Below are 15,256 nucleotides of genomic sequence, written 5' to 3' on the forward strand. Positions count from 1 at the left end.
ATCACCCAGTGACAAAAACAAAAAAAGGGGCCTGAAAAAGGCCCCTTTCTTGATGGTAAGTAACAGAGTTTATTCCGTGTCTGTCTGATACAGATGAACATCTCTTTGTGGGAACGGGATGGTAATGCCCTGCTCATCAAACTTCAGTTTAGCGGCTTCGGTAAAATCCCATTTGAAGCCCCAGTAATCCGACGTCAATGTCCAGGGACGAACCCAGAGGTTAACACTGCTGTCGCCCAGCTCTCCCACAACAATGACTGGTGCCGGATCTTTTAATACCCGTTCATCGGCCTCGATTAGTTCTTCAAGTATCTGCTTTGCCTTGCGAATATCATCACCATAGCCAATACCGAAGACCATATCCACGCGACGCTTTTCCATGGCTGAATAGTTGGTGATGTTGTCACCATAAATCGAACCATTGGGCACGATGATGTGCTTGTTATCCGGCGTGATCAAGTCGGTGGTAAAGATGCCAATGGCTTTAACCGAGCCTGCGGTACCGGCAATCTCTACATAGTCGCCGGCTTTAAAGGGCCGGAACACCAGCAGCATGACCCCAGCGGCGAAGTTTTGCAGTGAGTCTTTTAGCGACAAGCCAATGGCCAGACCGGCAGCACCCAAAACGGCGACCAGCGATGTGGTATCGACGCCCAGTTGATCCAACGAAGCGACCACGACCACCAGCATCAAGAGTGCACTGAGAATGGACTCCAGGAAATTGACCAACATGGGATCGTATTTGGACTTGGACATCAGTTTGCCAAATAGACTGACAATCCCCTTAGCGATAAGACGGCCGATGACAAACACCAACAGCGCAAACACCAGGTTGATCCCCCAGGGAATCAAATAGGTATCGACCAGTTCAGCAACCTTCTGTGCGTCAAACTCCATAACTTTTCCTTTTGAATGAATGAAATTAGGGCGTGTTGATCTTTCGCGTGTGTTTTTGCAGCAGTTTGTCGAATTCTAGTACAAGGCAGAGCCAGTGTAGTTTGGTGATTCCAAATGAATCTGGCGATAACGCCGCAATAGAGCCCGACAAGCGCTGCCCATGGGGCTCAACCCAAAGACTCTTGCTCTTTGTTGCCGGGTTTTGACTCAGCCCCAGAGGCCTGCAACCCGGCGCCGCGATCAAAAGCCTTTGGACTTAAACAAAATTCAAACCCGAAAGAGCAACACGCCCTAGGTAGAGTAATTAAACTTATTAATTGATGCCAGCCTAACAGACAGGATGATTCTGGCGTTACATAATCACGATTGGCTCGCACCGTGATCTAAGCGATAATTCGAACAGATGTGACTGTTCTAAGGAAGGTCTTTGAGTATTCGGCAACTAACAGCTCTGTTGTTATCTCTGTGTCTGGCGGTCCCGCTGTCGGCAGACCCGATTCTGGAGATTGATATAGAGGGTGTAGAAGGCCCCTTAGAGAAGAATATCCGCGCTCACCTGGGCCCCATACCCGATTCGCCGGAGTTAATCAGCCGATACGCCGCCAGCGCTCGCAAACACAGTCGCCAGGCCTTAATTGCACTCGGCTACAACCAAGCTTCCGTTAAAACCCGTTTAAGCCGCTCAAAATCACCACCGAGGCTAAATATTAGCGTTCTCCCCGGCCGACGCACTCTGATTCAGGACGTCAGTTTAACAGTTACCAGCCCAGAGCCTTTGGCAGACGAGTTTAAACAAGTTATTGAGCACATTAAACAGCTTAAGGGTCAACCTCTGCACCATGGCGAGTATGATTCTGCCAAACAGCGGCTGGATAACACAGCTCGCACTCTGGGCTATTTGGATGGCCAATGGCAAAACCACACATTAAAAGTGCATCCAAACTCGGCCAGTGCCGAGATTCTGTGGCATTATAACGCGGGGCGCCGTTACCGAATCGATCAGATTCTGTTTAAAGGAACTGATGTAAGTGAAGACTTACTTTTCCGCATGAGCCCGATTAAAGAAGGGCAGTATTACCACAGTAACCTGCTGAGCCGACTGGACAACGCCCTGCGCCAGACGGGGTATTTCAGCGACGTGCTGGTCAGTCCGGACTTTAAACAGAAAACCGATCGCGGTGTGCCACTGGTCGTATCCCTGACCGACGCTCCCGATCACAGCATCAAACTGGGGTTGGGCTACGTTACCGACACCGGTCCACGCGCCTCTATCGGCTGGAAAACCCCTAAAGTCAATGCCGCCGGGCACAGCCAGGAAACCGTGTTACGCTATTCCCCGGTCAACCCATACGCTAGTTTTCTCTACTCTATTCCGGGTCAGTCACCACTAAAGCAGCAATACCAGCTTGGCCTGACGCTGGAGGAAAACGAGTTCGGAGACTTAAAAAGTCGACAGGCGTCAGCGATAGTCGCATGGCAGGATTCGGACCGAAAATGGGTATCTCGGTACGAACTGCGCTGGCTCACCGAAGAGTGGGATATCTTTCGCCAATCCTTTGATGCGGATTACCTTTTGTTGGGTGCACAATTTTCCACTACCCGCCGCAAAGGTTCGATCAACGATCCTTCATCTGGATTTCAGCAAAACTATCAGATTCAGGCCACTGACGAATCACTGGGCGCCAGTGACAGCCTGATTCAACTGGTTGCTGACTGGAAATGGGTGAAACGCTGGCAGGCCCATCGACTGGTGCTACGAGCGCGCGCTGGTATTAATCTGAAAAGTAACGATAACCCGCGTTCTGTTGCGCCCTCCCTTCGCTTTTTCGCCGGTGGTGATAATAGCTTACGTGGATTCGACTACCATAGCCTGGGCCCCTCCATCACCGTCACCGATCCGGAAAACGGCGATCAACAAAACCTGGTTGTCGGCGGCAACCGCTTGCTCACCGGCACGCTGGAATACCAGTACTACCTCAGTGAAAGCTGGCGCGTGCCTCTGTTTACCGACGCAGGCAATGCCTTTAACAATGAGGATATGGATGTGATTCAATCGGTGGGTTCTGGTATTCATTGGCTGTCGCCGGTAGGACCTATCCGTTTCGAGTTTGGCTATGGCATCAGCGAAGATGATCCGCCATGGCGGCTGCATATCAGTATGGGAGCAGAGTTTTAATGAGTCTGTCTAAGCGCTTGCTAAGAATCGGCCTGACGGCTCTGGGCGGCATCATGGCAATAATCCTGATATTGCTATTGCTGCTACTGGCAACACCGGTGGGCGGTCGGGTTTTGGTCTGGCAAGCCGAACAACACTTGCCACAGCTAACGGTCGGCTCTGTCAATGGCAGTGTGTTAGGCGGACTCACCCTGAACGATCTGCGCCTTAGCGATCCCCAGGTGCTGATATCCAGAGTACATTTGAATGTCTCCAGCCGCGCCCTGCTTAAACCAGAACTGGTAGTGCAAAAGCTGACTTTGGATGGACTCTCCTTAACACTCGAAGCTGGAAACGAGAGCCAGGCAACTACCTCTCAGAAGAGCAGTGGCCAAGGGCCATTGGACTTACCCGAGTGGTTAGTCCCCCTGCGCCTGCGATCGCTGACCATCAATAAAGCCCAACTAATCCTGCCGGGGGCGGATATCCAGTGGCAGTCCCTGCAACTTTCAGCGCAGCTTGTCGAGGGCCATTTTACTCTGGCACCGTTAACCCTAAGCAAAACCCAAATCAGCTTAAAACCCGCGCCGGAGCCGCTCCCGAAAACGGGGCCCTGGCCACTGGCTAAGTTACCGGATCTTCCCGCTCCTCTGCCCATAACTCTAAAGCGGATTCAGATACAGGACTTATCCGTGCAACAGGGTGAGCAAACACACAAGCTAGACTCAGCAAGTGTTGCGCTCAACTGGCAGCAACACCAACTGCAACTGCAGCAGCTTGCTATCAGTTCCCCGGACTATGGCCGGTTTGATCTTACCGCAGAGACTCAGCTCAACTGGCCTTACAGGGTAGATGCTCAGGCCAGTGTCTCAATCAATGCTGCGATACTGCCCAAGGGACTTAACCTAAGTCCTGTCGAACTGAGCTTAAACGGTCAAATGGATGACTTGCGCTGGAGCGTGCAGGAACAATCCCTGGCGCTCAGTTCAAAGGGGCAAATCACGCTCACCGACGCCAATACTCCCTTTAACGCCAAACTTGGCCTGGATAGCAGCCGGTTATCCCCATTACTGCCGCCTGAACTGAACAGGCAGCTTTGGCTGTCGAAGCTACACGTGACCATGGCCGGCGACAGTCAGCAGCAGCGGTTTAGCTTAACACAACCCTTTGCCATGGAAGCCTGGGGCAGCCAGAACGCTCCCGCTCAACTGCAACTGAACGCCAGTCATAGTAAGGGGCTGCTCGCCCTGAACGAATTACTGATCCAGTCTGGCGAGAAGCAACGGCTCCTCACTCAGGGTCAGCTCACTTATCAAAACGGTCTGAGCTGGCAACTGGACACGGCATTAACCCGAGTGCCCATTCCCCAGACTCTGACTGGCATTAACGGCATTCTGAACGGGCAAGTTCATCAGCAAGGGCAGTGGCTAGAGGCGCAGTGGTGGCTCAAGATTTCGGATCTGGAACTGGATGGTCAGCTTCAACATCAGCCTTTTAAGCTGACCGCAAACGCTCGCCTGGGCCAGCACGAGCAATGGTTTGTCGACCAGCTGACTCTCTCTGCCGAGGCCATGGCACTGAATCTCGATGCCCAGGGAAAACTCACCGACCAATGGCAATTGCAAGGCACGCTTAACAGCGAGTCTGTGGCCGGACTGCTCCCTCAGGCCGAGGGCTCACTCACCAGTCAATTCCATGTTTCAGGTCCACAGCAAAGTCCTCAGATTATGGTGCGGGCCAGTGGCGAGCAGTGGTATCTGGATAATGTACAGATGGATAACTGGCAGTTGGATGCCGACTACCGCCCTCTGCGTTCCCACGCTGTAGAGGCCGCCCTGACCCTGGGTAAGACCCGGCTTCGGGGCTATCGCACCGCAGGTCAGTTGCACCTGAGTGGCGATAGACAGGCTCATAAACTGACCTTAAGTCTCGACGGTGATATTGGCGCTCAGGTAAGCCTCAGTGGAGGTATGGAGTCGAACAACAGCTGGCAGGGCCAAGTGATTCAGGCCAACTGGAAACTGCCTTATGAACGTCTGAGCCTGGATAAACCGATTGCCCTGACGCTTGGAGCACAAAGCCATGTTCAGGCCCACTGTTGGCAGGGTCAGTTTAGCCAGTGGTGTTTAAATCAGCCTCTGAACTGGCCACTTACACAAACCACTGAATTGAGCGCCCAAGTGGATTATGGGCCCTGGGCCAGTCACTGGTTGACTGACCAGCAGCTACGCGGGCAAGCTGAGATTAACGCCCGCCTGACCCCTGGCAATCGGGGCCCCGAACTGTCGCTGACCGGCAGCAGTAGCCCGGGACACTGGTACTATCAGGGCTCCGAACAACCGCTGGAACTACTGAGTTGGTCTGGGGGGAAGGTAAAGCTGGAGACGGGCGCAGAAGCCTGGGATCTGGCGCTGAAGCTGAATCAAACAGCCACATTGCCCATTGTGGACCTGCAAGGCCAACTAAACCCACAGACCCGCCAGCTATCGGCAAAACTGGCGCTCCCCGAGTTTGATCTCAATAAACTCTTGCCCGTGATCCCCTCACTGGATCAACTGGCAGGCAACCTGAACGCCCGGGTTCAGGCTCAAGGGCCACTGGAAAGCCCGGAGTTAACCGGTCAAATAACCGTCTCCAAAGCTGAAATGCGCATCGCGGCCACTCAGACTCATATCCAGCAGGGTCACTTCGATCTCAACTTTACCGGCCGCCAGCTTGATTACGAAAGCCAGTTCATTATGGGCCAGGGTCAGGCTGAGTTGGAGGGACAAGCCCAATGGCAGCCAGGCGAAGGTCCCTGGCATCAACGTATTCAGGCGAGCGCCTGGTTGCAAGGCCACCAACTGGAGTTGGCTGTATTACCCGAGCTGCAAGCCAGTTTGAGCCCAAACCTGCACTTGAACCTGGATAAGCAGCTCTCGGTTACCGGACAACTGACCGTGGATAACGGCAAACTGACCCTAAGCCAGTTACCCGAATCGGCAGTGCAGGTTTCAGACGACATGGTCATTCAGGGCCAGACCCAGCAGGATAAAACGCCCCTGCCCATCAACCTGGCCTTGGCGTTGGTTTTGGATGAACCTTTTGTCGTAGAGGCTTTCGATTTTGTGGGGGCCATCGACGGCCAGCTGACGGCCAGTCAAACCAGTCCGGAACCTTTGCAACTGTTTGGCAACCTGGATGTGACCCGTGGTCGCTATCAGGCCTATGGTCAGGATCTGCAGGTACAGCAGGGCCGTGTTCAGTTTATCGGTACGCCGTCGAACCCGGTGGTGCAAATCAGTGCCATCCGCCCGTTAAAAAACACCGACGTTAAAGCCGGTATCCGAGCGTCCGGTCCCGCCAGCAACCTGTCGGTGGAGCTATTCTCAGACCCCACAATGGATCAGCAGACCATACTTTCCTATATTCTGACCGGCCGTAAACCGGATGACTCCGGCCCACAGCGCTCAGGTAAGTCGCAGGCCCTTTTACTCGCCGCCAACCAAGGCATCAGCCTGACCGGCGGCTCGCTTGGTCAGGCTCTTAATCAGGTCCCCGTGATCAACGATGTCACTTTCGATACCGAAGCCAATGCCAGCGGCCAGGCATTAGCCACCGTCAGTGGTTATATTGGTGATCGCCTGTATTTGAAATACGGCGTGGGCCTGTTAGAGCCTGTGAATGAGCTCACCGTGCGCTACTACCTGCTGGATCAACTCTGGCTGGAGGCGCTGAGCAGCATTGATCGCTCGGTGGATCTCTATTACCAATTCACCATTGACGAAGATGAAGCGGCGCCAAAGGACTGATACCATATCGCATCCTGAACGAGAACCTTGTGACCTATGAGAATCCCCCGAGTTTTCCATCCTGAGCCTCTGGCCGTAGAACAAACCGTGGTCTTAAGCCCTGATGCGGTTAACCACCTGGTCAATGTACTACGATTAAAAGCCGACCATCCCATTGTGCTGTTTAACGGCGATGGCAGCGAATACCCGGCCACGCTCACCGAAGTTGCCAAACGCAAAGCCACAGCCCGGATTGATTCTCGCATCGGTATGGACGTGGAGTCGCCCTTGTCAATCCACCTCGGTCAGGGCATATCAAAGGGCGATCGCATGGATTTTGTATTGCAAAAGTCGGTGGAACTGGGTGTCACCGAGATTACACCGCTGATCACCGAGCGCTGCACGGTAAAGCTCAATGCCGAGCGCTGGCAAAAAAAACAGGACCAATGGCAAAAGATCATTATCGGCGCCTGCGAGCAGTGTGGCCGTAATACTCTGCCCAAACTGCACCCTGTGGTTGACCTAAGCGATTGGCTCGGCCAGTCCACCAACCAAACCCGTCTATTGTTAAACCCCGAAGCAAGCCGTCCTTTCAATGCCCTCAAGCCCGATAAAGCGGGTGTGCGCTTGTTAATCGGTCCCGAGGGTGGGCTCAACGATCAGGAAATCTATCGGGCCCAGGAATACGGCTTTAACTCTGTGCTCCTCGGCCCCCGTGTACTGCGCACCGAAACCGCTGCGCTGACCAGTCTGGCTATTTTGCAGAACCTATACGGAGATTTGGGTTAGGCGCTTAAAGGCTCAATACAATCTAGCGGGCACACCGCAATGCAGGCGGGAGCGTCATAAAATCCCTCACACTCGGTACATAATTCCGGGTCAATGACATAGATGGATTCCCCCATCGCAATGGCCTGATTGGGGCATTCCGGCTCACACATATCGCAGTTAATGCAATCTTTGGCGATTCTCAGGCTCATGAATTGCCCCCATCAAGGCACCGGACAAGCAGTCCATAATGACCGTCTACACCTTTAGGCAGAGACAGCCAGCGCTGATGGCCAGAGCCGGGAGCAACGGTCGCCTGCTGCCCCTGGTTGTCTGCCATCTCGGTCAGTGTGATTCGATGGTTGCCGCTTGGAGTCATGACAAGCAGTGTATCGCCGGTTTCAAAGCGGTTTTTTACCTCAACCTGCCAACGCTCGCCATTGACATCCTGACCAATAATCTCACCAACAAACTGCTGCCTGTCGCTGAGTGACGCACCCTGTTGGTAATTTTGCATTTCCGAAACCGGGATGTGGCGACGCAAGAATCCTTCCGTATAACCCCGTGAGGCCAGTCCTTCCAGCTCCTCCATCAGACTGTCATCGAAAGGCAGGCCTGCGGCAGCGGCATCGATCGCCCGACGGTACACCTGTGCCGTGCGCGCCACGTAATAGAAAGATTTAGTACGCCCCTCGATTTTCAGTGAGTGAATACCCGCCTCGGTTAAACGAGGCACGTGCTGAACCGCACGCAAGTCCTTTGAATTGAGGATATATGTGCCATGTTCATCTTCATACATGGGCATAGGGGCATCGGCGCGCTGATGCTCGGTCAGCAGCACCGGGGCTGATGCAGGCTTGACTTGCGCGGGTTTGGCAACCACATCACCGCTGACGGTTTCCGTGGCCGGCGTCATATCGTACTGCCACCGGCAGGCATTGGTGCAGGCCCCCTGATTAGGGTCACGTTTATCCATATAGCCAGACAACAAGCACCGCCCCGAATACGCCATGCAGAGCGCACCATGTACAAAGACCTCTAGCTCCATGTCTGGCACCTGCTGACGGATCTGTATGATCTCTTCCACAGACAATTCCCGAGACAGAATAATCCGGCTCACGCCCTGCTGCTGCCAGAACTTTACCGCTGCCCAGTTGGTGGTGTTCGCCTGTACCGACAAGTGCAGCGGAATATCAGAGAAATGCTGTGTCAGTAGCCAGATAATGCCGGGGTCGGAGACGATAAAGGCATCGGGCTTCATAGCAGCCACTTTTTCCACATCTCGCACAAACGTATTGAGTTTGGCATTATGGGGAGCGATATTCAGCACCACATAGAACGCCTTGCCCTGTTCATGCGCCTCCGTAATACCTTGCTCCAGAGTCGGCAAATCAAAGCCATTGTTACGTACCCTAAGGCTATAGCGCGGCAACCCCGCGTAAACGGCATCGGCCCCATAGGCAAAGGCATAACGCATGGCTTTCAGCGATCCGGCCGGACTCAAAAGCTCTGGTGTCGACATCAACAACTCCTCGAAAACAAAACTGCGCATTATGCCAACCAGTTAGAGACAGGTTTTGATCCGGCGCAAAGCTGGGATAAGTTGAACACCAAGGTCGAATATTACAAACAGTGTGACTCTGTCATTGATGAATAAGGAACTTATCGTGAAAACAACCGCATTGATGGTCTGTTAAGAAAGGCTTCAAAACCAGAGCCGGGTAACGAGGACTTTTCTAGCCGTAATCAGCCGATGCCAAAAACCTATATCAGCCCCAGCTCGATGGCCTTAAGTACCGCCCTTGTGCGGTCGCGCACGCCGAGTTTCGCCATAATACTGGAGACCTGGTTTTTCACCGTGCCCTCGGATTTAAACAATGCCTCGGCGATTTCCTTATTGCTGCATCCGGCGGCCATCAGGCGCAGGGTTTCAACCTCTTTGTCAGATAAGGCTTCGGGGCGCTCGTAGCTTTCAAAGTCGCGGCGCATGCCTTTAAGGCCCTGTAATATCTGCTCACTGACTACGGGCTGTATCAGCGTCTCACCTTTGTGCACCCGTTCAATCCCCTCTACCAGGGTATCCAGTGATACATCTTTAAGCAGATAGCCGCTGGCACCGGCCTTAATGGCATTCATCACCAATTCGTGGTCGTTAAAGGTGGTCAGCATAATCACCGGCGTGGTATCACCGGATTTACGCAGCGCTGTAAGTGTATCGATGCCATCCATCTTCGGCATTCTTATGTCCATCAGTATGACATCAACTTGAGTCTTTTTAAGAGTTGCCAGCGCCGCCTCACCACTATCAACCTGAGCTACTACGGAAACCTGTTCTGACAAAGCCAGCAGCCCGGCAATGCCCTGGCGAATCAGCATCTGATCGTCCACCAGCATAACCCTAATACTCATGCAGCAGTCTCCAGCACTAGTCGTGTCGAGAAGCCCGTCCCGTCACCGCTAAACGTCACCTGTCCCCCCAATGCCATAACGCGCTCCTCAATACCGGCCAATCCGTGGCCTTTAGTAAAGTCAGTGTTCCCGGTTCCGTTATCCTCGATGATCAACATCAACCGCATACCTTCACTGAACAGCTGGACCTGTATCTCGGAGGCATTACCGTGCTTTATGCTATTGGTCAGGCTTTCCTGCACCGTGCGCAATAAGGTCAGCGCCAGATCCATATTGGTCACCGGCGCGCTGAGACGATAATTCAGATGAACCTCAACCCCAGGGATCGTCTGAGTAAGCTGTTCTAGCGCGTGGCGTAAATTGATGCCCTGATCGGCTCGTAGGTCGGACACCGCTTCCCGCACATCCGCTAATAACAACTTGGCGATGGCATGACTTTGCTCGACGGCCTGCCTGGCCTCGCCCTGAGTTTTGTGAGCCGCCGTTTGCAGATGAATAGTTAACGCAGTGAGATGATGACCCACCAGATCGTGTATATCCCGGGCTATGCGGGTACGTTCGGACTGTTTATGCGCTTCGGCCAGCAACGACTGGGTCGCCTTGAGCTCGCGGTTGGCCTGCTCAGCCCGTTGCTGTTGCAGTTCCGCCTGGCGTCGGCTGTCCATCATCACCAGAGCAAACAAGTTAAACGCGCCGTATAACACCGCTGTCAGCAATACATGATCCGCCTGCCAGGTGCTGGCAAACACCCACCAGGGCGGTGCGCTCCAGAGCGGCAAGGTGATCAGGGATTGCTTAAAAGAGAAAAAATACGGCAGTTGAGCCGACCAAATCACCAGTAAAATGCCATTGGGACTGAATGGCACCAGGTAAAACAGTGCCAATACCAGTGCGTACTGCAGCGCCAACATCGCCCAGCGGTGGTGGACTTTAAGCCTGTCAGAATGCTCCTGTGTTGCCCCCCAGAACAGCAAGATGTACAAGGTATACAGGCCGGCGCTCAGCGCCATATTCAGTCTGGGAACGGATTCAGCGCCGCTCATGACATACAGGGCCATGGCGGCCACGAGTATGACCGTTAGCACACCACTGATGCGATCCGCGCCCAGTTTTTTCAGTCTTACTGCCATGACTCATCCCAGTTCTTGCGACACGACTCAGTATTACACAACCTCTTGAAGCGCCAATAGGCCAAAAGTCATCTTCCATGTCGTGACTTATGGCACTAACCCGGGTGCGCCGACTTTACTAAGCTGCTCACAACTTAGCCAAGGAGGTTGTGATGAAAGAACTACATACCCTGCTATTTATGTTGCACATCATGGTTGGTAGCGCGGCCTTACTGCTGTTTTGGGTTCCGGCGTTAGCCCCGAAAGGCGGATTCAATCATCGCCGTTTTGGTCAGTATTACCGCCACACCATGCATCTGGTAGCAGGTAGCGGGGCCCTGATGGCCTTGTTGGTATTGGCTTGGCCAGACGTCATTAAGGCCGAGTTTTACGCGCAAGCGGACAATCCGGGCGCTCTGACTGAGCGCATTCGCACCCTCTGGAGCTTGTTGTTATATCTGGCACTGATCAGCTATATGAGTGTACGTCACGGCTTTCTAGTCCTGAGCGCCAGGCAGGATCGCCGCTGTCTGCGAACGCCGTTACATCTTATATTGATGCTGTCACTGACTTTGGGGGGCGCTGTAATACTTTATTCAGGCATTATGAACTCACACACACTGAGTCTGATCTTCGGCCCACTGGGCGGTATTCTCGGCGGCAGTATGCTGCACTACAGTCTTAAACGCCAAGTGCATCCGAAAGAATGGCTGAAAGAGCATATTGGTGGCTTTATTGGCTCTGGTATCGGTGCCTACACCGCGTTTCTGGCCTTTGGTGGCCGTCAGATACTGTCGGAACTGGGACAATGGCAACTGATATTTTGGGTTGGCCCCGGACTCATCGGTGGACTTTTTATCGCTTACATGAGTACCAAATATGCCGCTGGCTCAACAAAAAATAAATCACCTTAACCAACAATGGCTTAGCATTGCGTCGCTGCCGCCCCCTAAAAACGGTTAACTTCTGACCGATATAAACAGATAGGGGGTGGGTTTATGCAAATTATCAACAGTGAGCTTAAGCTCAGTAATCAACACCGGTCAAAAGAGCAGCACAGCCGTATTGAGGCCGCACTGGGTCAAGTGCCCAGAGCCGGTAATGACGACAATGACCGCGTTGAAATTAGCCAGATGGCAGCGATCTTAGAAAGAATGACACGCCAAGAGTTATCTATCTCGGCAGCATCTTCACCTTTACCCTCAAAAATACAGAGTAACAGCAGTCCTGAAAGTATCAGCGATGATAACGGCCTTCCTCCTAAATTTCGAACGCTAAAGTTTATGATCGAATTGCTCAGCGGCGAGAAGCTGGATATGAGTCTACTGAATCGCCTAAGAAGTATTAACGAATCACAGAACCGCTCGTCGCCATCGATTCCTGAAACGCCCCCCCGTGTCTCGAATAATAATGAGCCAGAAGTGACCGAGCTGGTGTATGTGAAAGAACAGTCCTACTGGTCGCAGGAAAATCAGTTTAGCGCCTCCGGTAAGATTGAACTGGCGGGCGGCCAGCAGCTGAGCTTCGAGTTTGACAGCTATTTTGGACAGAGTTTCTATTCTGAATCCACTCAATTACTCACTCGCGATCAGTTGAAGGATCCCCTGGTGCTGAGTTTTGATGGTGGCCCGGTCAGGGTTACCGGCGATACCCATGACTTCGACCTCAACGGCGATGGCAAACAAAACTCGGTGGCCATTCTGGACAGAGGCAGTGCTTATCTGGCACTGGATCGCAATCAGGACGGGATCGTCAACGATGGTCTTGAGCTATTTGGGGCCCGTACCAACAATGGTTTTGCTGAGTTGGCCGAACTTGATGAAGACGGCAATGGCTTCATCGACTCTGGTGATAGCATTTATGATCAACTGCAGCTGTGGTTTAAGAGTACCGACGCCGACAAGTTGCAGTCTCTGGCCGGAGCAGGCGTGGCCGCCATCAGTCTGGATCATATCAGTACCCCCTTTCGGTTAATGGACGAACATCAACAGCAGCAAGGGGTTATTCGTCAGTCCGGCGTGTTTATCGATCAACAGGGTCATGGAGGCTTGGTGCAACAAATTGACCTGAAAATTTAATCCCAATCCCCATAACGCAAGGGGCAAGCTTGAAAAGCAAGGCCGCATGCCCCATAAAGGACCTATTCGGTGAATTATAAGGGCCTGCAGTGAGCGTCACTCTCGGAATGGTGATGGACCCCATCGCCAACATTAACATCAACAAAGACACCAGTTTCGCAATGCTGTTGGAAGCACAGCGACGGGGCTACCAGATTATTTACATGGAAATGGGCGATCTCTATCTGGACAACGGCGTTGCCATGGCCCGGATGCGCCCGCTTACCGTGGAGCAGAATCCTCAGCAGTGGTTTAGCCTGGGCGAAGCAGAGCACCGACGCCTTGATTCGCTCGATGTGCTGATGATGCGCAAAGACCCGCCTTTCGACAGCGAGTACCTGTATGCCACCCAGATGTTCGATCTGGCCAAGGCCGGAGGCACTCTGGTAGTCAATGACCCGCAAAGCCTGCGAGACTGCAACGAGAAACTATTTACCATCTGGTTTAAAGAGTTGTGTCCGGCGACCTTAGTGACCCGGCAGGCTGATCTGATTCGACGTTTTCACGACACCCATAAAGACATTATTTGTAAACCCCTGGATGGTATGGGTGGCGCCTCTATCTTCCGCATCGACCAGCAGGGTCGCAACCTGGGCGTGGTTATCGAAACCCTGACCAATCATGGCCAGCGCTACGCCATGGTGCAGGAGTATCTGCCAGCCATCAAAGACGGTGACAAGCGGGTGTTAGTGGTTAATGGAGAGGTTATGCCCTATGCTCTCGCCCGGCTACCGTCCAAGGGCGAAACCCGGGGCAACCTTGCAGCCGGCGGTACCGGACGGGTCCAACCCATATCGGATACCGACCGCGCCATTGCCGAAGCCATTGCCCCCAAATTAGTTGAACGCGGACTGCTGTTTGTGGGTCTTGATATTATTGGCGATAAGCTCACCGAGATTAATGTCACCAGCCCCACCTGTGTGGTTGAAATCGAAGCGGCCAGCGACATTCGGATAACCGGCAAATTGTTCGACGCCATCGAGCAACACCGACAAACTCGCTAACGGAGGACAACAACGCCTTATGCAAAGCCTAGAGAACCATTTCCTGATCGCCATGCCGTCCATGGAAGACAGCTACTTTGCTCGCTCAGTCACCTATATTTGTGAACACAACGAGGAAGGGGCCATGGGCATAGTACTTAACAAACCGGTTGGCCTTAAACTCAAGGAAATGCTGAAGCAGGTGGACGAAGGCATTGTGGTTAACGACGACAAGGCCGAGCAAATCGTGGTGGCGGGCGGTCCGGTCGCGCCTGAGCGCGGCTTTATTCTGCACAGTCCTCAGCAAGGATGGGGCTCCAGTCTGAGCCTGACACCGGAGATCATGGTCACCACTTCCAAAGACATTCTCGACGTGCTGGGTAACGAACAAGGCCCGGCCAAGTCTGTGGTGGCTCTGGGCTATGCGGGTTGGTCACCGGGCCAACTCGAGCAAGAGCTGCAGGATAACAGCTGGCTGACCATTGAAGCGGATCCCGAATTGTTATTCGATGTGCCGGTTCATCAAAAATGGGAAACAGCGGTGAAAAAGCTGGGTGTGGATATCTGGCAATTAGCGCCTGGCGCCGGACACGCCTGAACCATGGCCAGTGATACCTATTTGGGCTTTGATTTTGGTACCAAGAGTATCGGCGTGGCCGTCGGGCAGGCCATTACGGGCACCGCCGCCCCGTTAGACGCTCTTAAGGCTCGCGATGGCATCCCGGACTGGGATAAGGTCGAAGCCCTGTACAAAGAATGGCAGCCCACACTGGTGATTGTGGGGGATCCCTTGAATATGGACGGCACCGAGCAGGATCTTACCCGGCGCGCCCGCAAATTCGCTAACCGCTTACAAGCCTGGTATGGCGTTAATGTAGTGAGCTGTGATGAACGACTCACCACCACCGATGCCAAGGCCCGCCTGTTTGAATTAGGCGGCTATAAAAAATTGACCAAGGACAAGGTAGATAGCGTTTCGGCCTGTTTAATTCTGGAAAGCTGGATGGAGTCCTATTAGGCTGATAAGAGCCATAACCATAAAAGAGGC

12 protein-coding genes and 1 pseudogene are annotated in these 15,256 nt (G+C 53.3%); 8 read left to right on the forward strand and 5 right to left on the reverse strand.

Translation table 11 applies throughout. The annotated features are described in order from the left end of the window. Positions 1 to 69: 69 nt before the first annotated feature. Positions 70 to 897 (reverse strand): mechanosensitive ion channel family protein, encoded by an 828-nt coding sequence (locus HMF8227_RS11955; protein ID WP_109340393.1) that lies wholly within the window; start codon positions 895 to 897, stop codon positions 70 to 72. A 427-nt stretch (positions 898 to 1,324) separates the two neighbouring features. Between HMF8227_RS11955 and HMF8227_RS11960 the strand changes: the two genes are divergently transcribed. Genes HMF8227_RS11960 through HMF8227_RS11970 form a run of 3 tightly spaced genes read left to right on the forward strand, consistent with a single transcriptional unit; the run spans position 1,325 to position 7,611 of the window. Then, on the forward strand, positions 1,325 to 3,073 hold the full coding sequence (locus HMF8227_RS11960; protein WP_109340394.1) for an autotransporter assembly complex protein TamA: 1,749 nt from the start codon (positions 1,325 to 1,327) through the stop codon (positions 3,071 to 3,073). After that, entirely contained in the window at positions 3,073 to 6,843 is a 3,771-nt protein-coding gene (locus HMF8227_RS11965; RefSeq protein ID WP_162558596.1) for a translocation/assembly module TamB domain-containing protein, read from the forward strand. Before HMF8227_RS11960 ends, HMF8227_RS11965 begins: the two co-directional genes overlap by 1 nt. Positions 6,844 to 6,879: 36 nt before the next feature. Further along, positions 6,880 to 7,611 carry a 16S rRNA (uracil(1498)-N(3))-methyltransferase gene (locus HMF8227_RS11970; protein ID WP_109340396.1) on the forward strand — a complete coding sequence of 244 codons (732 nt, stop codon included), beginning with the start codon at positions 6,880 to 6,882 and terminating at the stop codon, positions 7,609 to 7,611. An 8-nt stretch (positions 7,612 to 7,619) separates the two neighbouring features. On the opposite strand, the pseudogene HMF8227_RS11975 reads toward HMF8227_RS11970, so the two are convergent. The 4 genes and pseudogenes from HMF8227_RS11975 to HMF8227_RS11990 form a co-directional block, all read right to left on the reverse strand. Next, positions 7,620 to 7,802: pseudogene (locus HMF8227_RS11975) on the reverse strand (YfhL family 4Fe-4S dicluster ferredoxin); the annotation flags it as partial. Beyond that, complete coding sequence (gene trhP / locus HMF8227_RS11980) at positions 7,799 to 9,112, reverse strand: prephenate-dependent tRNA uridine(34) hydroxylase TrhP (RefSeq protein WP_109340398.1); 1,314 nt, start codon at positions 9,110 to 9,112, stop codon at positions 7,799 to 7,801. The pseudogene HMF8227_RS11975 and the gene trhP, both read right to left, overlap by 4 nt. Positions 9,113 to 9,354: 242 nt before the next feature. After that, positions 9,355 to 9,999, reverse strand: a complete 645-nt coding sequence (locus tag HMF8227_RS11985; protein WP_109340399.1) for a response regulator transcription factor — start codon at positions 9,997 to 9,999, stop codon at positions 9,355 to 9,357. After that, the gene (locus tag HMF8227_RS11990; protein ID WP_109340400.1) at positions 9,996 to 11,129 is read right to left on the reverse strand and encodes a sensor histidine kinase; all 1,134 of its coding nucleotides are present in this window, start codon (positions 11,127 to 11,129) and stop codon (positions 9,996 to 9,998) included. The genes HMF8227_RS11985 and HMF8227_RS11990 overlap by 4 nt, the downstream gene beginning before the upstream one ends. A 152-nt stretch (positions 11,130 to 11,281) precedes the next feature. Here HMF8227_RS11990 and HMF8227_RS11995 point away from each other — a divergent pair, with 152 nt between their 5' ends. The 5 genes from HMF8227_RS11995 (at position 11,282) to ruvX (ending at position 15,226) form a co-directional block, all read left to right on the forward strand. Beyond that, positions 11,282 to 12,022, forward strand: a complete 741-nt coding sequence (locus HMF8227_RS11995) for a hypothetical protein (protein WP_109340401.1) — start codon at positions 11,282 to 11,284, stop codon at positions 12,020 to 12,022. A gap of 84 nt (positions 12,023 to 12,106) precedes the next feature. Continuing rightward, complete coding sequence (locus HMF8227_RS12000; protein WP_109340402.1) at positions 12,107 to 13,186, forward strand: hypothetical protein; 1,080 nt, start codon at positions 12,107 to 12,109, stop codon at positions 13,184 to 13,186. 89 nt (positions 13,187 to 13,275) lie between these two features. Then, the gene (gene gshB, locus HMF8227_RS12005) at positions 13,276 to 14,229 is read left to right on the forward strand and encodes a glutathione synthase (RefSeq protein ID WP_109340403.1); all 954 of its coding nucleotides are present in this window, start codon (positions 13,276 to 13,278) and stop codon (positions 14,227 to 14,229) included. Between the two features lie 19 nt (positions 14,230 to 14,248). Continuing rightward, entirely contained in the window at positions 14,249 to 14,806 is a 558-nt protein-coding gene (locus tag HMF8227_RS12010) for a YqgE/AlgH family protein (RefSeq protein ID WP_109340404.1), read from the forward strand. A gap of 3 nt (positions 14,807 to 14,809) precedes the next feature. Beyond that, positions 14,810 to 15,226 carry a Holliday junction resolvase RuvX gene (gene ruvX / locus HMF8227_RS12015; RefSeq protein WP_109340405.1) on the forward strand — a complete coding sequence of 139 codons (417 nt, stop codon included), beginning with the start codon at positions 14,810 to 14,812 and terminating at the stop codon, positions 15,224 to 15,226. The last annotated feature ends 30 nt before the right edge of the window (positions 15,227 to 15,256 follow it).

The organism is Saliniradius amylolyticus (genome assembly GCF_003143555.1).
GTDB classification, from domain to species: Bacteria; Pseudomonadota; Gammaproteobacteria; order Enterobacterales; family Alteromonadaceae; genus Saliniradius; species Saliniradius amylolyticus.

Bases quoted from the DNA above. Each gene is read 5' to 3' on its own strand.
- HMF8227_RS11955 (WP_109340393.1), bottom strand. From the start codon at position 897: ATGGAGTTTGACGCACAGAAGGTTGCTGAACTGGTCGATACCTATTTG.
- HMF8227_RS11965 (WP_162558596.1), top strand. From the start codon at position 3,073: ATGAGTCTGTCTAAGCGCTTGCTAAGAATCGGCCTGACGGCTCTGGGC.
- HMF8227_RS11970 (WP_109340396.1), top strand. From the start codon at position 6,880: ATGAGAATCCCCCGAGTTTTCCATCCTGAGCCTCTGGCCGTAGAACAA.
- trhP (WP_109340398.1), bottom strand. From the start codon at position 9,112: ATGTCGACACCAGAGCTTTTGAGTCCGGCCGGATCGCTGAAAGCCATG.
- HMF8227_RS11985 (WP_109340399.1), bottom strand. From the start codon at position 9,999: ATGAGTATTAGGGTTATGCTGGTGGACGATCAGATGCTGATTCGCCAG.
- HMF8227_RS11990 (WP_109340400.1), bottom strand. From the start codon at position 11,129: ATGGCAGTAAGACTGAAAAAACTGGGCGCGGATCGCATCAGTGGTGTG.
- HMF8227_RS11995 (WP_109340401.1), top strand. From the start codon at position 11,282: ATGAAAGAACTACATACCCTGCTATTTATGTTGCACATCATGGTTGGT.
- HMF8227_RS12000 (WP_109340402.1), top strand. From the start codon at position 12,107: ATGCAAATTATCAACAGTGAGCTTAAGCTCAGTAATCAACACCGGTCA.
- HMF8227_RS12010 (WP_109340404.1), top strand. From the start codon at position 14,249: ATGCAAAGCCTAGAGAACCATTTCCTGATCGCCATGCCGTCCATGGAA.
- ruvX (WP_109340405.1), top strand. From the start codon at position 14,810: ATGGCCAGTGATACCTATTTGGGCTTTGATTTTGGTACCAAGAGTATC.